The organism is Pseudomonas sp. 32_A, from assembly GCF_017490905.1.
Classification (GTDB): Bacteria; Pseudomonadota; Gammaproteobacteria; order Pseudomonadales; family Pseudomonadaceae; genus Aquipseudomonas; species Aquipseudomonas inefficax.
The window spans coordinates 88,802-107,490 of record NZ_JAFGYI010000006.1; the positions used below are offsets into that span (position 1 = coordinate 88,802).

Here is an 18,689-nt window from a genome sequence, read left to right on the forward strand (position 1 = left end):
TTGTTTGAACCTGTACCGGCCTCTTCGCGGCTAAAGCCGCTCCCACAGGGACCCCACAGTTTTCAAGGGCTGCGCAAGACCTTGTGGGAGCGGCTTTAGCCGCGAAGAAGCCAGCACTGGCAATCTCAGATCACGAACAGGTCGACGAACCTGTGCACCGCCATCCCCTCAAGCCTCTGCTGGTCCTTGCACACATCCACTATCTCCCTGCACCGCTGCCGCGCAAAGCGCGTCGCCAGGTTGTCCCTGAACTTCGCCTCCAGCAACGGTATGCCCTCCCCTCGCCGCCGGCGATGCCCGATCGGGTATTCCACCACCACCTGCTCGGTACTGCTGCCATCCTTGAAAAACACCTGCAATGCGTTGGCGATTGACCGCTTGTCCGGCTCCAGGTACTCACGGCTGAAGCGCGGGTCTTCCACCACCTCCATCTTCTCGCGCAGACGGTCGATGCTTGGGTGGTTGGCATGGAAGGCGTCTTCGTAATGCTCGGCCACCAGATGACCGAAAATCAGCGGTACCGCCACCATGTATTGCAGACAATGATCGCGGTCGGCGGCGTTGGCCAGCGCGCCGCTTTTGGAAATGATACGGATCGCCGATTCCTGGGTGGTGATGACGATACGGTCAACCTCATGCAGGCGGTTACGCACCAGTGGATGCAAGGTTATCGCGGCCTCGCAGGCGGTCTGGGCGTGGAACTCGGCAGGGAAACTGACCTTGAACAGCACGTTTTCCATCACGTAGCTACCCAGGGCTTGCGGCAGGCGCAGCTCTTGCTGCTCGGATGGCTTGAGCGCAAGGTCCTTGTTGGTGTGGCTGAACAGCACATCGTAGAAGCCCCACTGCGGCGCAGTAAGCACGCCCGGCACGCCCATCTCGCCACGCAAGGCAATATCCGCCAGGCGCACGCCACGGCTGGAGGCATCACCGGCGGCCCACGATTTGCGCGAACCGGCGTTGGGCGCATGGCGGTAGGTACGCAGCGCCTGGCCATCGACGAAGGCGTGGGACAAGGCGCTCAGCATCTGCTCACGGTTGGCCCCCATCAGCCTGGCGCACACTGCAGTGGAGGCCACCTTGACCAGTATCACGTGGTCGAGGCCAACGCGGTTGAAGGCGTTTTCCAGCGCCAGCACGCCCTGGATCTCATGAGCCATGACCATGGCTTCGAGCACATCGCGCATCAGCAGTGGTGCTTCACCTGCGGCCACGCGCTTCTGCGACAGGTGATCGGCAACGGCCAGGATGCCGCCGAGGTTGTCCGAGGGGTGGGCCCATTCGGCGGCCAGCCAGGTATCGTTGTAGTCCAGCCAACGCACCGTGCAGCCGATGTCCCAGGCGGCCTTGACCGGGTCGAGGCGGTAGGCGGTGCCGGGCACGCGGGCGCCATTGGGCACGACGGTGCCTTCTACCTGGGGGCCGAGGAGTTTGGTGCATTCGGGGAAGCGCAGGGCCAGCAGGCCACAGCCAAGAGTGTCCATCAGGCAGTTGCGCGCGGTATCCAGGGCTTCGGCGGAGTCGACCCGGTACGTGAGGGCGTATTCGGCGAGGGTTTGCAGCACCCGGTCGTAGTCCGGGCGGGCATTGAGGTCTACGTTGGCGCTCATATCCAGCTCCCTTCAGAATTGCCGGGGCTGCTGTGCAGCCCTTCGCGGGCTCGCCCGCTCCCACAAGTACACCACAGCCTTCGGAATCTGTGATTACCTGTGGGAGCGGGCAAGCCAGCGAAGGGGCGCAAAGCGGCCCCAACGAACTAAAGCCGAGCGCCAGTGGTGCGTTAGAAGCTATCGCCAGGCACGCGAACCCAGCCCTCCATCAGCACGCGAGCACTGCGGCTCATGATTGCCTTGGTCACTGTCCATTCACCATTCACCTGACGCGCCTCGGCCCCAACCCGCAGGGTGCCCGAGGGGTGGCCGAAACGCACGGCGCTGCGCTCGCCCCCGCCTGCGGCGAGGTTGACCAGCGTGCCCGGAATGGCCGCCGCGGTACCGATGGCCACCGCGGCCGTACCCATCATTGCATGGTGCAGCTTGCCCATCGACAAGGCCCGTACCAGCAGGTCGATATCACCTGCCTGCACCACTTTGCCACTGGACGCAGTGTAGGTGCTCGGCGGCGCGACGAAAGCCACTTTCGGCGTGTGCTGACGCCCGGCAGCCTGGTCGACGTTGTCGATCAGGCCCATGCGCACGGCGCCATAAGCGCGAATCGTCTCGAAGCGCAGCAGCGCCTGCGGGTCGCCGTTGATGGCATCCTGCAGTTCGGTGCCGGTGTAGCCGATATCCGCCGCATTGACGAAGATGGTCGGAATACCGGCATTGATCAGGGTCGCCTTGAACGTACCGACACCCGGCACCTCGAGGTTATCGACCAGGTTACCGGTGGGGAACATCGCCCCGCCGTCGCCATCTTCGTCGGCCGCCGGGTCGAGAAACTCCAACTGCACCTCCGCGGCCGGGAAGGTCACCCCGTCCAGCTCGAAGTCGCCGGTTTCCTGCACTTCACCTTCAGTGATCGGCACATGGGCAATGATGGTCTTGCCGATATTGGCCTGCCAGATGCGCACGGTGGCGATGCCGTTGCGCGGAATGCGCGCGGGGTCGACCAGGCCGCTGCTGATGGCGAACGAACCGACCGCGGCGGAGAGGTTGCCGCAATTACCGCTCCAGTCGACGAAGGCCTTGTCGATGCTGACCTGGCCGAACAGGTAGTCGACATCGTGATCGGGCTTGATGCTTTGCGACAGGATCACGGTCTTGCTAGTGCTCGAAGTGGCGCCGCCCATGCCGTCGATCTGCTTGCCATACGGGTCGGGGCTGCCGATCACCCGCAGCAGCAGTGCGTCACGGGCCGGGCCAGGGACTTGCGCCCGCTCGGGCAGGTCTTGCAGGCGGAAGAACACGCCTTTGCTGGTACCGCCACGGATGTAGGTGGCGGGGATTTTTATTTGCGGTACATGTGCCATGTTCAATTCCTGTCTTGCACAGCCCCTGTGGGAGCGCGCTGCTCTTGATTAGGCGCTCGCTTCGAGGAAGTCCTGGGCAAAGCGCTGCAGCACCCCACCAGCCTCGTAGATGGACACTTCCTCGGCGGTGTCCAGGCGGCAGGTCACCGGTACCTCCAGGCGCTCGCCGTTGGCGCGGGTCACCACCAGGGTCAGCGTCGCCCGTGGCGTACGCGCGCCCAGTACGTCATAGGTCTCGCTGCCATCCAGGCCGAGGGTCTTGCGGTCGGTGCCCGGCTTGAACTCCAGCGGCAGCACACCCATGCCCACCAGGTTGGTGCGGTGAATGCGCTCGAAGCCTTCAGCGACGATCGCCTCGACACCGGCCAGGCGCACCCCCTTGGCCGCCCAGTCGCGGGACGAGCCCTGGCCGTAGTCGGCGCCGGCGACGATGATCAGCGGCTGCTTGCGCTCCATGTAGGTCTCGATCGCCTCCCACATGCGGGTGACCTTGCCTTCCGGCTCGATACGCGCCAGCGAGCCCTGCTTCACGCTGCCGTCTTCCTTGCGCACCATTTCGTTGAACAGCTTGGGGTTGGCGAAGGTGGCGCGCTGGGCCGTCAGGTGGTCGCCACGGTGGGTAGCGTAGGAGTTGAAGTCCTCCTCCGGCAGGCCCATCTTGGCCAGGTATTCGCCGGCAGCACTGTCCAGCATGATGGCGTTGGACGGTGACAGGTGGTCGGTGGTGATGTTGTCCGGCAGCACTGCCAGCGGGCGCATGCCGCGCAGGGTACGTTCACCGGCCAAGGCGCCCTCCCAGTACGGCGGGCGGCGGATGTAGGTGCTCATCGGGCGCCAGTCGTACAACGGCGCCACCTTCGGCCCACGGTCTTCCTCGATGGCGAACATCGGGATGTACACCTTGCGGAACTGCTCCGGCTTGACCGCGGCGCGCACCACGGCGTCGATCTCTTCGTCGCTGGGCCAGATGTCCTTGAGGCGGATTTCCTTGCCATCGACCACGCCCAGCACATCCTTCTCGATATCGAAGCGGATGGTACCGGCGATGGCGTAGGCCACCACCAGTGGCGGCGAAGCGAGGAAGGCCTGCTTGGCATACGGGTGGATACGCCCGTCGAAGTTGCGGTTGCCCGACAGCACGGCAGTGGCGTACAGGTCACGGTCGATGATCTCCTGCTGGATCACCGGGTCCAGGGCGCCGGACATACCGTTGCAGGTGGTGCAGGCAAAGGCGACGATGCCGAAGCCGAGCTGCTCCAGTTCCTTCTCCAGCCCCGCCTCTTCCAGGTACAGCTGCACGGCCTTGGAGCCAGGCGCCAGCGACGACTTGACCCACGGCTTGCGGGCCAGGCCCAGTTTGTTGGCATTGCGCGCCAGCAGGCCCGCGGCAATCACGTTGCGCGGGTTGCTGGTGTTGGTGCAGCTGGTGATGGCGGCAATGATCACCGCACCATCGGGCATCTGCCCCGGCACTTCTTCCCAGTTGCCGGCGATGCCTTTGGCCGCCAGGTCGCTGGTGGCGACGCGGGCATGCGGGTTGGACGGGCCGGCCATGTTGCGCACCACGCTCGACAGATCGAAGCTCAGGGTGCGCTCGTAGACCGCGCCGCCCAGGCTGTCGGCCCACAGGCCGGTGGCTTTGGCATAGGTCTCCACCAGCTTGACCTGCTGCTCTTCGCGGCCGGTCAGGCGCAGGTAGTCGATGGTCTGCTGGTCGATGGCGAACATCGCCGCAGTGGCGCCATATTCCGGGGCCATGTTGGAGATAGTGGCGCGGTCGCCCAGGGTCAGGGCACGGGCACCTTCGCCGTGGAACTCCAGGTAGGCGCCGACGACTTTCTGCTTGCGCAGGAACTCGGTCAGGGCCAGCACCAGGTCAGTGGCAGTGATGTTCGGTGCCAGCTTGCCGGTCAGCTCGACACCGACGATTTCCGGCAGGCGCATCCACGATGCACGGCCAAGCATCACGTTCTCGGCTTCCAGGCCACCCACGCCAATGGCAATCACGCCCAGGGCGTCGACATGCGGGGTGTGGCTGTCGGTGCCGACGCAGGTGTCCGGGTAGGCCACGCCACGATCGTTGTGAATCACCGGCGACATCTTCTCCAGGTTGATCTGGTGCATGATGCCGTTGCCCGGCTGGATCACGTCGACGTTCTTGAACGCCTTCTTGGTCCAGTTGATGAAGTGGAAGCGGTCTTCGTTGCGGCGGTCTTCGATGGCGCGGTTCTTTTCGAAGGCCTGCGGGTCGAAGCCACCGCACTCGACGGCCAGCGAGTGGTCGACGATCAGCTGCACCGGCACCACAGGGTTGACCTGGGCCGGGTCGCCGCCCTTGTCGGCGATGGCGTCACGCAGGCCGGCAAGGTCGACCAGCGCGGTCTGGCCGAGAATGTCGTGGCACACCACGCGGGCCGGGAACCACGGGAAGTCGAGGTCGCGCTTGCGCTCGATCAGCTGGCCCAGCGACGCGTCGAGGGTAGCCGGATCGCAGCGGCGCACCAGGTTTTCGGCGAGTACCCGAGAGGTGTAAGGCAGGCCATCGTAGGCGCCGGGCTTGATGGCCTCGACCGCCGCGCGGGCATCGAAGTAGTCCAGGTCGGTGCCAGGCAGGTGCTTGCGGAATGCAGTGTTCATCATGGAATCAGGCTCGGTCACAGGATTCGGAAGGTTTCACCGCCCCCTGTGGGAGCGGGCGTGCCCGCGAATGCGTCAGCAGGTGCAAAGCGGTTGCCCCTACGGGCGCATTCGCGGGCACGCCCACTCCCACAGGGGAAACGGGTTGCCTCTCTATATCTATTCAGCGCTGTTCGATCGGCACGAACTGGCGCTGCTCGACGCCGACGTACTCGGCGCTCGGGCGGATGATGCGGTTGTTGGCGCGCTGTTCGAAGACGTGCGCCGCCCAGCCGGTCAGACGCGAGCAGACGAAGATCGGGGTGAACAGCTTGGTCGGGATGCCCATGAAGTGGTACGCCGAGGCATGGTAGAAGTCGGCGTTGGGGAACAGGCGTTTCTGCTCCCACATGGTCTTGTCGATGGCTTCGGAAACCGGGTACAGCACCTTGTCACCCACTTCGTCGGCGAGCTGTTTCGACCAGCCCTTGATCACCTCGTTGCGCGGGTCGGACTCTTTGTAGATGGCATGGCCAAAGCCCATGATCTTGTCCTTGCGTTCGAGCATGCACAGCAGCTCGGCAGTGGCTTCCTGCGGGCTCTGGAAGCGCTCGATCAGTTCCATCGCCGCTTCGTTGGCACCGCCGTGCAGCGGGCCGCGCAGCGAACCGATGGCAGCGGTAACGCAGGAATACAGGTCGGACAGGGTCGAGGCACAGACACGCGCGGTGAAGGTCGAGGCGTTGAATTCGTGCTCGGCGTAGAGGATCAGCGACACGTTCATGACCTTGACATGCAGCTCGCTCGGCTTCTTGCCGTGCAGCAGGTGCAGGAAGTGGCCACCGAGGGTGTCTTCGTCGCTGGTACAGTCGATACGCACGCCGTCGTGGGTGAAGCGGTACCAGTAGCACATCACCGCCGGGAACAGCGCCAGCAGGCGGTCGGTCTTGTCGCGCTGCTCATCGAAGGTCAGTTCGGGTTCGAGGGTACCAAGCACCGAGCAACCCGTGCGCATCACGTCCATCGGGTGGGCGTCACGCGGGATGCGCTCGAGCACTTCCTTCAGGGCTTGCGGCAGGTCACGCAGGCCCTTGAGCTTGCGCTTGTAGTCGGCCAGATCGGCTTTGCTCGGCAGCTCGCCGTACAGCAGCAGGTAGGCGACTTCTTCAAACTCGGCACCGGCGGCCAGGTCACGCACATCGTAACCCCGGTAGGTCAGCCCGGCACCGGCCTGGCCCACGGTCGACAACGCGGTCTGGCCGGCCACCTGGCCGCGCAGGCCTGCGCCACTGAGTACTTTTGCTTCGGCCATGGTGTTTCTCCTTTCTTGAACTTGTTATGGAAATCTTGCTGGCTAATCGGGTTTTCCTGTGCCGGCCTCTTCGCGGGTAAACCCGCTCCCACAGGTATGTGGGATCCCTGTGGGAGCGGGTTTACCCGCGAAGAGGCCGGCAGCGCCAACGAACGCCTTTAATCTTCAGCCTTTCTTCTGGGCAAACAGCGCATCGAGGCTCTGCTCGAAGGCGTGGTAACCAATGGCATCGTAGAGCTCCATGCGGGTCTGCATGGTGTCGATCACGTTCTTCTGCGTACCGTCACGGCGCAGCGCGGTGTACACGTTCTCGGCCGCCTTGTTCATGGCGCGGAACGCCGACAGCGGGTACAGCACCAGCGACACATCGACCGAGGCCAGCTCCTCGGTGGTGTACAGCGGCGTGGCGCCGAACTCGGTGATGTTGGCCAGGATCGGTGCCTTCACCCGGTCGGCGAAGGTCTTGTACATCTGCAGTTCGGTGATGGCTTCCGGGAAGATCATGTCGGCACCGGCCTCGACGCAGGCGGCGGCGCGGTCCAGGGCGGCGTTCAGGCCCTCGACGGCCAGGGCGTCGGTACGTGCCATGATCACGAAGCTGTCATCGGTACGGGCGTCGACTGCGGCCTTGATGCGGTCGATCATTTCCTGCTGGCTGACGATTTCCTTGTTCGGGCGGTGGCCGCAGCGCTTGGCGCCAACCTGGTCCTCGATATGGATGGCGGCAGCGCCGAACTTGCTCATCGAGCGCACGGTACGGGCGACGTTGAAGGCAGAAGCACCGAAACCGGTGTCGACATCCACCAGCAGCGGCAAGTCGCACACATCGGTGATGCGACGCACATCGGTGAGTACATCGTCCAGGCCGCTGATGCCCAGGTCCGGCAGGCCCAGCGAACCAGCGGCGACGCCGCCACCGGACAGGTAGATGGCCTTGAAGCCGGCGCGCTTGGCCAGCAGGGCATGGTTGGCGTTGATGGCGCCAACCACCTGCAGCGGATGTTCAGCGGCAACGGCGTCGCGGAAACGCTGACCGGGGGTGCTCTTCACAGTCATTTCTCACCTCGTGGGCTATTGTTGTAGGCGTCCAGATAGTGACGCTCGATATTGCGCTTGGACGCGCCGATGTGGCGGCGCATCAGGAGTTCGGCCAGCTCGCCGTCTCGGTCGGCGATGGCATCTAGAATGCGGTGGTGTTCGGCAAAGGCCTGACGCGGCCGGTTGGGCGTGGCCGAGAACTGGATGCGGTACATGCGCACCAGCTGGTACAGCTCGCCACACAGCATCTTGACCAAGGTCTGGTTACCGCTGCCCTGAATGATCCGGTAATGGAAGTCGTAGTCGCCTTCCTGCTGGTAATAGCCCAGGCCGGCCTGGAAAGCGGCATCGCGCTCGTGGGTGTCGAGCACCCGGCGCAGTTCGTCGATGTCGGCCTGGCTCATGCGTTCGGCGGCCAGGCGGCAGGCCATGCCTTCCAGCGATTCGCGAATTTCGTACAGCTCGATCAGTTCGGCGTGATTGAGCGAAACCACCCGCGCCCCCACATGCGGCACGCGCACCAGCAGACGCTGGCCTTCGAGGCGGTGGATGGCCTCGCGCAGCGGCCCGCGGCTGATGCCGTAGGTGCGCGCCAGCTCCGGCTCGGAAATCTTGCTGCCGGGGGCGATATCGCCCTTGACGATGGCCGCCTGGATGCGCCGGAAGACGTTTTCGGACAAGGTTTCCGTTTCGTCTGCCAGCCCCGGGCTGGGGGTGGATAGGTCTTGCATATTGTCGACACCTTGCAAATCTCTTTGCCAGAAATTAGCTAATTCGACCGTTGCAGTCAAAGACAAAATGAATATTGTCGACAATCGTCTAAGAACGAACTAACGCCTGCCCGATGCTGTCTGAACGCGCACCGCTGGCGTCAAGGCGCCGGCGTGATAGAATGCCGCGCCTCCGTTGGAGTATGGATAGCCTGTCTGTCATCCATTCATGCTGTTGACAGATGAACGAGGAAGCTTGCGCAGTCGCTGCCAGTCGCCTTGCCCTGAACACGGCCCTGAACATGGCTTTGAAAACAGCCCCGAACCTTGCACTGCACCGCGCCAGGAATATGAGACTTACACCCGCATTATTGCTGCTCTGCCTCACACTGCTGCCGGCCCTTGGCCAGGCCGCAGGCAAGACCGTGTACGGTCTCAACGAATATGCACGCCTGGGCGACCTGGATCTTGAAGTGGCCGCCAAGCTCGACACCGGCGCCAAGACCGCCTCGCTCAGCGCCCGCGACATCAAGCGTTTCAAGCGCAACGGTGAAAGCTGGGTGCGCTTCTACCTGGCCATCGACGCCGCCCATTCGCACCCTATCGAACGCCCGCTGGCACGCGTAAGCAAGATCAAGCGCCGGGCCGGCGACTATGATGCTGAATCGGGCAAGGCCTACACCGCACGCCCGGTCATCGAACTTGAAATCTGCATGGGCCAGGCCGTGCGCACCATCGAAGTCAACCTCACCGACCGCAGCGCCTTCCAGTTCCCGCTGCTGATCGGCTCCGAGGCGCTCAAGCACTTCGACGCGCTGGTCGACCCAAGCCTTAAATACGCGGCCGGCAAACCTGCCTGTGCCACCGACGCTCCCAAAGCAGAGTAATCCCGATGCGCTCTCTTACCCTCCATCTGAAAGTCCTGATCACCGTGCTGGTGCTGTTGGGCGTGGCGGTCACGGCTTATCAGATCTTCGTACTCGGCATCCCGGTAACCGAGGATGAAACCGACGACCTGTGGAACATCGACGCCAAGGTCGAGTTCGTGGCCAGCACCAAGGACCCGGTCAAGGTGCAGATGTTCGTGCCACCGCTGAACCGCGACTACGTCAGCCTCAACGAGAGCTTCATCTCCAACAACTACGGGGTGAGCGTCAACCGTGCCGACGGCAACCGCAAGGTCACCTGGTCGGCCCGCCGCGCCAGCGGCAACCAGACCCTCTACTACCGCCTGGTACTGACCAAGCGCTACAGCAACGAGAAGACCACGGTCAAAGGCCCGACCTTCCGTGACAGCCTGGCAGTGGAAGGCCCCGAGAAGATCGCCGCCGAGGCCCTGATGGCGCCGATCCGCCAGCATTCGGCCGACGTCGAGACCTTCGTCAGCGAGACCATCAAGCGGGTCAACAACCTCAACGACGACAACGTCAAGCTGCTGCTGGCCGGCGACACCACGGCCATGAAGAAAGCCCAGGTCATCGACCTGCTGCTGTCGATCGCCCACGTACCGATGGAAAAGGTGCACACCATCCGCCTGGTCGCCGACACCCCGCAAACCCCGGAACTGTGGCTGCGCAGCTTCAACGGCAACGACTGGCTGTACTTCAACCCGGACACTGGCGAGCAGGGCCTGCCCAGCGATCGCTTGCTGTGGTGGACCGGTGACGACAACCTGATCACCGTCGATGGCGGCAAGAAGGCCAACGTTACCTTCAGCATGAACAACAGCGAGATGAACGCCATCCGCCTGGCCAAGCTGACCGACGAGAATACCGACGCCGACTTCCTCGAATATTCGCTGTACGGCCTGCCGCTGCAGACCCAGCAAACCTTCATGATCATGGTGATGATCCCGATCGGCGTGCTGGTGATCCTGGTGCTGCGCAACCTGATCGGCCTGCAGACCCTGGGTACCTTCACCCCGGTACTGATCGCCCTGGCCTTCCGCGAGACCCAGCTGGGCTTCGGCATCGTGCTGTTCACGGTCATCACCGCCCTGGGCCTGTCGCTGCGCTCGTACCTGGAACACCTGAAACTGCAGATGCTGCCACGCCTGTCGGTGGTACTGACCTTCGTCGTGGTACTGATTGCCGCCATCAGCCTGTTCAGCCACAAGCTGGGCCTGGAGCGCGGGCTGTCGGTAGCGCTGTTCCCGATGGTGATCCTGACCATGACCATCGAGCGCCTGTCCATTACCTGGGAAGAGCGTGGCGGCGGCCATGCCATGAAAGTGGCCATCGGCACCCTGTTCGCCGCTTCCCTGGCGCACCTGTTGATGATGGTGCCGGAGCTGGTGTACTTCGTGTTCACCTTCCCGGCCGTGCTGCTGATCCTGGTGGGCTTCATGCTGGCGATGGGTCGCTACCGCGGCTACCGCCTGACCGAGCTCGTGCGCTTCAAGGCATTCCTGAAGAAGGCTGACGCCTGATGTTTGGCCTGATCAAGACGTGGAAAGCCCTGGAGGCCCGGGGCATCATGGGTATCAACCGGCGCAACGCGGACTACGTGTTGAAGTACAACAAGCGCCACCTGTACCCGATCGTCGACGACAAGATCATCACCAAGGAGCGCGCCCTGGCGGCCGGTATCCATGTGCCGGAAATGTACGGCATCATCGAGACCGAGAAAGAGATCGACAAGCTCGACCAGATCATCGGCGGGCGCAGCGATTTCGTCATCAAGCCGGCGCAAGGCGCCGGCGGTGACGGCATCCTGGTGATCGCCGACCGCTTCGAGGACCGCTACCGCACGGTGTCGGGCAAGATCATCAGCCACGAGGAAATCGAGCACCAGATCTCGAGCATCCTCACCGGCCTGTACTCGCTGGGCGGCCATCGCGACCGTGCGCTGATCGAGTACCGGGTCACCCCCGACCAGATCTTCAAGAGCATCAGCTACGAAGGCGTGCCGGACATCCGCATCATCGTGCTGATGGGCTACCCGGTAATGGCCATGCTGCGCCTGCCGACCCGCCAGTCCGGCGGCAAGGCCAACCTGCACCAGGGCGCCATCGGCGTGGGTGTCGACCTGGCCACCGGCGTGACCCTGCGCGGCACCTGGCTGAATAACATCATCAGCAAGCACCCGGACACCACCAACGCGGTGGATGGCGTGCAACTGCCGAACTGGGACGGCTTCATGAAGCTGGCCGCCGGTTGCTACGAGCTGTGTGGCCTGGGTTACATCGGTGTCGACATGGTGCTGGATCAGGACAAGGGGCCGCTGATTCTCGAACTCAATGCCCGCCCTGGCCTGAACATCCAGATCGCCAACGACTGCGGCCTGACCCAGCGTACCCACGCCATCGAGGCGCACCTGGAAGCGCTGGCCAAGGATGGCATCAGCGAAGATGCCGAACAGCGCGTGCGTGTATCGCAAGGTTTGTTCGGGCACGTGCATCCGCGCTAGCAACCCGGGGGCCGCTTTGCGGCCCATTCGCGACACAAGGCCGCTCCGACAGGAGATCGCGCAATCCTGTGGGAGCGGCCTTGTGTCGCGATTGGGCTGCAGAGCAGCCCCAGATGCCAAACACAATGTTGAATGTCGCGCCCAGTGCTAGGCGCATTTCCTGCACAGGTCTACAATCGCCCTCCTCGCTTTTACATCGCCGTCCACACTGATGCCGACCTGTACGCTCCACCCCCTGCCCTACCAGCCCGACCCTGCCGCCTATTTCGCTCGCCTGCGCCAGGCCCCCGGCGCGATCCTGCTGGACAGCGCCCGCCCCGGCGCCGAGCGCGGGCGCTTCGACCTGCTCAGCGCCTGGCCGCTGCAACACCTGCAGGCACAGCCCGACGAAGATGGCCGCACCTTCCTCCAGCGCCTGCGCGCCGGCCTGGCCCAACTAGGCCATGCCCAGTTGCCCGCAGGCAGCGAGCTGCCGTTTGCTGGTGGCCTGATCGGCTATCTGAGCTATGACTTCGGCCGCCGGCTTGAACACCTGCCCAGCCAGGCTGTGGACGACCTTGGCCTGCCAGATGCGCAACTGGGCCTGTACGCCTGGGCACTGGTTACCGACCACCAGTGCGCGACCAGCCAACTGGTGTTCCACCCGAGCCTGCCGGGCAGCGAACGGGAACGCCTGATCGCCCTGTTCGAAGGTGTCGACAACGCGGAACGTGGCAGCTTCCAACTACTCGCGCCGATGGCCGGCGACCTTCAGCCCGAACAGTACAAGGCCGCCTTTGACCGGGTGCAGCGCTACATTCAGGCGGGCGACTGCTACCAGATCAACCTTACCCAGCGCTTCCGCGCGCCCTGCCAGGGCGACCCGTGGCACGCTTACCAGGCCCTGCGCAAAGCCTGCCCCACGCCCTTCTCCGGCTACCAGCAACTGGCCGACGGCAGCGCCCTGCTGAGCTTTTCGCCCGAGCGCTTCATCCGCGTCAGCCAGCGCCAGGTGGAAACCCGGCCGATCAAGGGCACCCGCCCGCGCGCCAGCAACCCGGCCGAAGACATGCGCAATGCCGAGGAGCTGCTGCATAGCCCCAAGGATCGCTCGGAAAACCTGATGATCGTCGACCTGCTGCGCAACGACCTGGGGCGTACCTGCGAGATTGGCTCGGTGAAGGTGCCGGAGCTGTTCAGCCTGGAGAGCTACCCCAATGTGCACCACCTGGTCAGCAGCATCACCGGCCAGCTGGCCAGCGACAAGGACGCCCTTGACCTGATCGGCGACAGCTTCCCCGGCGGTTCGATCACCGGCGCGCCGAAGATCCGCGCCATGCAGATCATCGACGAACTGGAGCCGGCGCGCCGGGCGCTGTACTGCGGCTCACTGCTCTACGTGGATGTGCGCGGCGAGATGGACAGCTCGATTGCCATTCGCAGCCTGCTGGTCAAGGGCGGACAGGTCAGCTGCTGGGGCGGCGGCGCGGTGGTGGCCGACTCCGAGTGGCAGGCCGAATATGAAGAGTCGATTGCCAAGGTGCGGGTGTTGATGGAGACCCTGCAAGGCTTGTGATCGGTGGCGCCTGCTTCGCGGGTAAACCCGCTCCCACAGGTTCTGTGCATATCCGAAGGGCTGCATCATACCTGTGGGAGCGGGTTTACCCGCGAAGCAGGCGCCACCGATATCGGCCCGTCTACCCCGCCATTTTTTGTTACCATCACCTCACTACGAGCGCACAGCGCCACAGCCAAGATGGAAACCGCCTGATGAGCCAACCCTTCGACGTCGCCGCCCTGGCCGCGACCTATGCCAACAAGTCCCCGCAAGACATCCTCAAGCTTGCCTTCGAGCACTTCGGTGATGACCTGTGGATCTCCTTCAGCGGCGCCGAGGATGTGGTGCTGGTGGACATGGCCTGGAAGCTGAACAAGCAGGTCAAGGTGTTCAGTCTCGACACCGGCCGCCTGCACCCGGAGACCTACCGGTTCATCGACCAGGTGCGCGAGCAGTACAACCTGCCGATCGAAATCCTCAGCCCCGACCGTGCCAAGCTCGACCCGTTCGTCAAGGAAAAGGGCCTGTTCAGTTTCTACAAGGACGGCCATGGCGAGTGCTGCGGCATCCGCAAGATCGAGCCGCTGCGTCGCAAGCTTGCCACCGTCAGCGCCTGGGCCACCGGTCAGCGCCGCGACCAGAGCCCGGGCACTCGCAGCCAGGTGGCGGCAGTGGAAATCGACAGCGCCTTCTCTACCCCCGAGCGCACCCTGTACAAGTTCAACCCGTTGGCGCAGATGAGCAGCGAAGAAGTGTGGGGTTATATCCGCATGCTGGAACTGCCGTACAACAGCCTGCACGAGCGCGGCTTCATCAGCATTGGCTGCGAGCCCTGCACCCGGCCGGTGTTGCCTAACCAGCATGAGCGTGAAGGGCGTTGGTGGTGGGAAGAGTCGACGCAGAAGGAATGCGGGTTGCACGCTGGCAACCTGATCAGCAAGGCATAAACGACTGGGGCCGTTGTGGGAGCGGGTTCACCCGCGAACACCGGCGAAGCCGGTGCCATACACCGCGTCGCCTTCTTCGCGGGTAAACCCGCTCCCACAGGGGCCGTGAGGCCCCCTATATTTCTGGATCAGTGCACCGGCAGTTCGACACCTTCGAACAGCTCTTCCAGCTCTTGCTTGTTATGGCATTGAATGGCCTTGGCCATCACTTCACGGGTCAGGTGCGGGGCGAACCTCTCGATGAAGTCGCACATGAAGCCGCGCAGGAAGGTGCCACGGCGGAAGCCGATCTTGGTGACGCTGGCTTCGAACAGCTCGCTGGCATCCAGTGCTACCAGGTCGCTGTCGAGCTTGGCGTCCACGGCCATGCCGGCGACGATACCCACGCCCAACCCCAGGCGTACATAAGTCTTGATGACGTCGGCGTCTGCCGCAGTGAACACCACTTTTGGCGTGAGGCCACGGTGGTTGAACGCCTCGTCCAGCTTCGAGCGCCCGGTGAACCCGAACACATAGGTGACGATCGGGTATTCAGCGACTGCTTCCAGGGTCAGCTTCGGCAGCTTGGCCAGTGGGTGACCTTGCGGCACCACCACGCAACGGTTCCACTTGTAGCACGGCATCATGATCAGGTCGCCGAACAGCTCCAGCGCCTCGGTGGCGATGGCAAAGTCGACGGTACCGTCCGCGGCCATTTCGGCAATCTGCATGGGCGAACCCTGGTGCATGTGCAAGGACACTTCAGGGTACTGCTTGATGAAGTTGCTGATCACCGGCGGCAAGGCGTAACGCGCCTGGGTGTGGGTGGTGGCGATGGACAGCGTGCCCTTCTTCTCGTTGGAGAACTCCTGGGCAATCTGCTTGATGCTTTCGACCTTGCGCAGGATTTCACCGGCGGTATTGATGATGCGCTCACCGGCCGGGGTAACGCGGGTCAGGTGCTTGCCGCTGCGGGCAAAGACTTCAACACCCAGCTCATCCTCGAGCAGGCGGATCTGCTTGCTGATACCTGGCTGGGAGGTATACAGGCTCTGCGCCGTCGCGGAGACGTTGAGGTCATGGTGCGCCACTTCCCAGATGTAGCGCAGTTGTTGAAGCTTCATAGGTTCCCCTCGGTTCAGCGATGAGTCCGCGGCAGCAGGCAGCGACGATATATAACTATATTAGTGGTTCTGGAAATAAATCTAGAACTATTTTGTTACATGCCACCCCGAAATGGCCTACGGCCATCTTCATGCTTTCCTACGCCCCAAATGCTGTGCCAGCGGCACCATGTACACCGGTACCGGCGACAGCTGCAGCAGCCTTACCGCCGTGCGCCCCAATGGCACATCCACGCCGGCGCCAGCACTGTGGCTGCCGAAAATCAGCAGGTCGACGCTCAGCCGCTGCGCCTGGTCGAGGATCACCTGCGCCGGGTCGCCCTGGCGTACCCGCACCGCCTTGATCACCGCCAGGTCGGCCTCCTCGCCCAGTTCGTCGCGAAAGTTTTCCAGTACACGCTGCTCGATATTGGCCATCACCGTGTTCACCCCCTGACTGTGCAACTGGTCGAGCGTCTGTTCATCGAGGTAGCTTTGCAGCAGAGATTCAGCGAACTGGCCCATGGGCTCTACCGCGTGGATCACATACAACTCGGCGCCGAACGTGCGCGCCAGCGCCAGCGCGTGTTGCATGACAAAAGGGGCGTAGACACCGAGGTCGGTGGCGTACAGCATGGAGTGGATCATTCGACCTCCTCGACTGCCGCTGCGGCAGGGCAAGCTTCAGCTTAGCAGCGCGCCGGACGCACGCTTTGCCGTCCGGCGCGCTGCCGACGCGGGCTGGAGAGCCGTGGCAGGACCAAAGCCACGCTCAGCGAGGCTGTGCACCTCGGTCGATGAAAGCCAGCGCCTGGTACAGCATCTCCATGCGCGGCAAGCGGCAGCCTGCCGCGCGCGCCTGTGCCAACGGCTCGGCATAGATGGCCTGCAGTTCCAGCGGGCGTTTGTGGACATGGTCGTGGTACATGCTGGGCCAGTAGTCGGGCATGCGCTCGGTCACCTGGAACAGGTGCTCGGCATAGCCCTCGGGCAACACATGGCCACACGCCGCCGCACCCTGCACCACCTCGGCCATCAAGGCCTGGATCAGGGCGCGAGCATGGCTGTCGGCCATCAGCGGCGTGGTGCTGGCACCGAGCAACACCGACAGGCCGTTGTAGGGCACGTTCCACACCAGCTTCTGCCAGCGTGCCTGGGCCAGGTCGGGCATGGCCTGCGAGTCGATGCCCGCAGCCCGGAACAGCTCCGCGCCCTCATTGACCAGCTCGACACCACCATCGTTGGCCGGCCCGCTGTGGTAGCCGAGGTTGACCGCGCCCAGGGCCTGGTGGCGGATCACGCCGGGCGCCTGGCGGTTGACGCAGATGAAACACAGGCCGCCGAGCAGGTGCATGTCGCTACGCAAGGCCGGGCGCAACTGCTCCTCCACGCCCAGGCCGTTCTGCAGCAGCACCACCTTGGCACCCGGTGCGGCCGCCTGCACGATCAGTGGTGCCAACTGGTCATTGCTGGTGGCCTTGGCCCCCACCAGCAGCCAGTCGCAGGGCGGCATGTCGGCGGCACTGGCATAGGCCTGCACCTTTATCTGCAAGTTGCCATGCACGGCACTGTCCAGGGTCAACCCCTGCTCGCGGACAACCTCGTACTCGCTGCGCAACAGAAAATGCACATCGAAGCCGGCTCGGGCCAGCATCAACCCATAGAAGCCGCCGATGGCGCCACTGCCGATGATGCCGATACGTGGTGTGTGCGGATGCATGCCGATCTCCAGGTATAAAGTCAGCCCTCTTTTTACACAGGTTGCGCAGCGCTGGGCAGCCCATGCATGGCAAACACCTGCCATCTCGGAAAAACCCCACACGGACTGGGCCCAGCCCATTGTCGCGCCACCTGTAACGCGCTAAGGTTCGGCTCCCCGCTGCGATTATTCTTGCTGCTGGGCCGCACGGGGATAGTTGGCGGCCGGCACCGTGACCTGACGAGTAACACGATGGCTGATTTACCGATCGATGACTTGAACGTTGCCTCCAACGAGACCCTGATCACCCCCGATCAGCTCAAGAAGGAAATCCCCCTCAGCGCCAAGGCCCTGCAGACCGTGACTGCCGGCCGTGAAGTGGTGCGCAATATTCTCGACGGCAAGGACCATCGCCTGTTCGTCGTGGTCGGCCCTTGCTCGATCCACGACATCAAGGCCGCCCACGAGTACGCCGAGCGCCTGAAGGTGCTGGCCGAGGAAGTGTCCGACACGCTGTACCTGGTCATGCGCGTGTATTTCGAAAAGCCGCGCACCACCGTCGGCTGGAAAGGCCTGATCAACGACCCGTACCTGGATGACTCGTTCAAGATCCAGGATGGCCTGCACATCGGCCGCAAGCTGCTGCTGGACCTGGCCGAAATGGGCCTGCCAACCGCCACCGAAGCGCTCGACCCGATTTCCCCGCAGTACCTGCAGGACCTGATCAGCTGGTCGGCCATCGGCGCCCGCACCACCGAATCGCAGACCCACCGCGAAATGGCCTCTGGCCTGTCCTCGGCGGTCGGCTTCAAGAACGGCACCGACGGCGGCCTGACCGTCGCCATCAACGCCCTGCAGTCGGTTTCCAAGCCGCACCGCTTCCTCGGCATCAACCAGGAAGGCGGTGTCTCGATCGTCACCACCAAGGGCAACCCGTACGGCCACGTGGTGCTGCGCGGTGGCAACGGTAAGCCGAACTACGACTCGGTCAGCGTCGCCCTCTGCGAGCAGGACCTGGCCAAGGCCAAGATCAAGGCCAACATCATGGTCGACTGCAGCCACGCCAACTCCAACAAGGACCCGGCCCTGCAACCGCTGGTGATGGAGAACGTCGCCAACCAGATCCTCGAAGGCAACCAGTCGATCATCGGCCTGATGGTGGAGAGCCACCTGAACTGGGGCTGCCAATCGATTCCGAAGAACCTGGACGAGCTGCAGTACGGCGTTTCGATCACCGATGCCTGCATCGACTGGTCGGCTACCGAGAAGACCCTGCGCAGCATGCGGGCCAAGCTGAAGGATGTGCTGCCGCAGCGTAAGCGCGGCTGATAAAAGAAAGCGGGGCCGCTTCGCGCCCCATCGCGACACA

The 18,689-nt window shown here is 63.6% G+C and carries 15 protein-coding genes; 6 read left to right on the forward strand and 9 right to left on the reverse strand.

Features of this window, described 5'->3' with window-relative positions; translation table 11 throughout:
• Positions 1–125: 125 nt before the first annotated feature.
• From prpD to J5M58_RS05975, 6 genes are all read right to left on the reverse strand, one after another.
• A complete protein-coding gene (prpD, locus tag J5M58_RS05950; RefSeq protein ID WP_207877528.1) occupies positions 126–1,610 on the reverse strand; it encodes a 2-methylcitrate dehydratase in 1,485 nt (494 codons plus the stop codon).
• A gap of 170 nt (positions 1,611–1,780) precedes the next feature.
• On the reverse strand, positions 1,781–2,971 hold the full coding sequence (prpF, locus tag J5M58_RS05955; RefSeq protein ID WP_207877531.1) for a 2-methylaconitate cis-trans isomerase PrpF: 1,191 nt from the start codon (positions 2,969–2,971) through the stop codon (positions 1,781–1,783).
• A 48-nt stretch (positions 2,972–3,019) separates the two neighbouring features.
• Positions 3,020–5,608, reverse strand: coding sequence for a Fe/S-dependent 2-methylisocitrate dehydratase AcnD (acnD, locus tag J5M58_RS05960; RefSeq protein ID WP_207877575.1), 2,589 nt, complete (start codon positions 5,606–5,608; stop codon positions 3,020–3,022).
• A gap of 163 nt (positions 5,609–5,771) precedes the next feature.
• Positions 5,772–6,899 (reverse strand): 2-methylcitrate synthase, encoded by a 1,128-nt coding sequence (gene prpC / locus J5M58_RS05965; protein WP_112252328.1) that lies wholly within the window; start codon positions 6,897–6,899, stop codon positions 5,772–5,774.
• A gap of 165 nt (positions 6,900–7,064) precedes the next feature.
• On the reverse strand, positions 7,065–7,955 hold the full coding sequence (gene prpB / locus J5M58_RS05970) for a methylisocitrate lyase (RefSeq protein ID WP_112252326.1): 891 nt from the start codon (positions 7,953–7,955) through the stop codon (positions 7,065–7,067).
• Positions 7,952–8,668 (reverse strand): GntR family transcriptional regulator, encoded by a 717-nt coding sequence (locus J5M58_RS05975; protein ID WP_112252325.1) that lies wholly within the window; start codon positions 8,666–8,668, stop codon positions 7,952–7,954. The genes prpB and J5M58_RS05975 overlap by 4 nt, the downstream gene beginning before the upstream one ends.
• A 329-nt stretch (positions 8,669–8,997) precedes the next feature.
• Here J5M58_RS05975 and J5M58_RS05980 point away from each other — a divergent pair, with 329 nt between their 5' ends.
• From J5M58_RS05980 to J5M58_RS06000, 5 genes are all read left to right on the forward strand, one after another.
• Entirely contained in the window at positions 8,998–9,534 is a 537-nt protein-coding gene (locus J5M58_RS05980) for an ATP-dependent zinc protease (RefSeq protein WP_046615736.1), read from the forward strand.
• Positions 9,535–9,539: 5 nt separating this feature from the next.
• A complete protein-coding gene (locus tag J5M58_RS05985; RefSeq protein ID WP_112252324.1) occupies positions 9,540–11,075 on the forward strand; it encodes an inactive transglutaminase family protein in 1,536 nt (511 codons plus the stop codon).
• Positions 11,075–12,055 (forward strand): alpha-L-glutamate ligase-like protein, encoded by a 981-nt coding sequence (locus J5M58_RS05990; RefSeq protein WP_112252323.1) that lies wholly within the window; start codon positions 11,075–11,077, stop codon positions 12,053–12,055. Before J5M58_RS05985 ends, J5M58_RS05990 begins: the two co-directional genes overlap by 1 nt.
• Before the next feature lie 211 nt (positions 12,056–12,266).
• Positions 12,267–13,610, forward strand: a complete 1,344-nt coding sequence (gene pabB / locus J5M58_RS05995; RefSeq protein ID WP_112252322.1) for an aminodeoxychorismate synthase component I — start codon at positions 12,267–12,269, stop codon at positions 13,608–13,610.
• Positions 13,611–13,804: 194 nt separating this feature from the next.
• Positions 13,805–14,539: a phosphoadenylyl-sulfate reductase gene (locus tag J5M58_RS06000; protein ID WP_085624684.1), complete on the forward strand. Its 735-nt coding sequence runs from the start codon at positions 13,805–13,807 to the stop codon at positions 14,537–14,539.
• A gap of 128 nt (positions 14,540–14,667) precedes the next feature.
• On the opposite strand, the gene cysB is transcribed toward J5M58_RS06000, so the two are convergent.
• The 3 genes from cysB to J5M58_RS06015 form a co-directional block, all read right to left on the reverse strand.
• Complete coding sequence (gene cysB / locus J5M58_RS06005) at positions 14,668–15,642, reverse strand: HTH-type transcriptional regulator CysB (protein WP_207877535.1); 975 nt, start codon at positions 15,640–15,642, stop codon at positions 14,668–14,670.
• Positions 15,643–15,771: 129 nt separating this feature from the next.
• Entirely contained in the window at positions 15,772–16,269 is a 498-nt protein-coding gene (locus tag J5M58_RS06010) for a universal stress protein (RefSeq protein WP_015269711.1), read from the reverse strand.
• A 124-nt stretch (positions 16,270–16,393) separates the two neighbouring features.
• The gene (locus tag J5M58_RS06015; protein WP_207877537.1) at positions 16,394–17,341 is read right to left on the reverse strand and encodes a putative 2-dehydropantoate 2-reductase; all 948 of its coding nucleotides are present in this window, start codon (positions 17,339–17,341) and stop codon (positions 16,394–16,396) included.
• A 231-nt stretch (positions 17,342–17,572) separates the two neighbouring features.
• Between J5M58_RS06015 and J5M58_RS06020 the strand changes: the two genes are divergently transcribed.
• Positions 17,573–18,649, forward strand: coding sequence for a 3-deoxy-7-phosphoheptulonate synthase (locus J5M58_RS06020; protein WP_013971901.1), 1,077 nt, complete (start codon positions 17,573–17,575; stop codon positions 18,647–18,649).
• Positions 18,650–18,689 lie beyond the last annotated feature (40 nt).

Coding starts and splice junctions, on each gene's coding strand:
- prpD (WP_207877528.1), bottom strand. CDS start 1,610: ATGAGCGCCAACGTAGACCTCAATGCCCGCCCGGACTACGACCGGGTG.
- prpF (WP_207877531.1), bottom strand. CDS start 2,971: ATGGCACATGTACCGCAAATAAAAATCCCCGCCACCTACATCCGTGGC.
- acnD (WP_207877575.1), bottom strand. CDS start 5,608: ATGAACACTGCATTCCGCAAGCACCTGCCTGGCACCGACCTGGACTAC.
- prpC (WP_112252328.1), bottom strand. CDS start 6,899: ATGGCCGAAGCAAAAGTACTCAGTGGCGCAGGCCTGCGCGGCCAGGTG.
- prpB (WP_112252326.1), bottom strand. CDS start 7,955: ATGACTGTGAAGAGCACCCCCGGTCAGCGTTTCCGCGACGCCGTTGCC.
- J5M58_RS05975 (WP_112252325.1), bottom strand. CDS start 8,668: ATGCAAGACCTATCCACCCCCAGCCCGGGGCTGGCAGACGAAACGGAA.
- J5M58_RS05980 (WP_046615736.1), top strand. CDS start 8,998: ATGAGACTTACACCCGCATTATTGCTGCTCTGCCTCACACTGCTGCCG.
- J5M58_RS05985 (WP_112252324.1), top strand. CDS start 9,540: ATGCGCTCTCTTACCCTCCATCTGAAAGTCCTGATCACCGTGCTGGTG.
- J5M58_RS05990 (WP_112252323.1), top strand. CDS start 11,075: ATGTTTGGCCTGATCAAGACGTGGAAAGCCCTGGAGGCCCGGGGCATC.
- pabB (WP_112252322.1), top strand. CDS start 12,267: ATGCCGACCTGTACGCTCCACCCCCTGCCCTACCAGCCCGACCCTGCC.
- J5M58_RS06000 (WP_085624684.1), top strand. CDS start 13,805: ATGAGCCAACCCTTCGACGTCGCCGCCCTGGCCGCGACCTATGCCAAC.
- cysB (WP_207877535.1), bottom strand. CDS start 15,642: ATGAAGCTTCAACAACTGCGCTACATCTGGGAAGTGGCGCACCATGAC.
- J5M58_RS06010 (WP_015269711.1), bottom strand. CDS start 16,269: ATGATCCACTCCATGCTGTACGCCACCGACCTCGGTGTCTACGCCCCT.
- J5M58_RS06015 (WP_207877537.1), bottom strand. CDS start 17,341: ATGCATCCGCACACACCACGTATCGGCATCATCGGCAGTGGCGCCATC.
- J5M58_RS06020 (WP_013971901.1), top strand. CDS start 17,573: ATGGCTGATTTACCGATCGATGACTTGAACGTTGCCTCCAACGAGACC.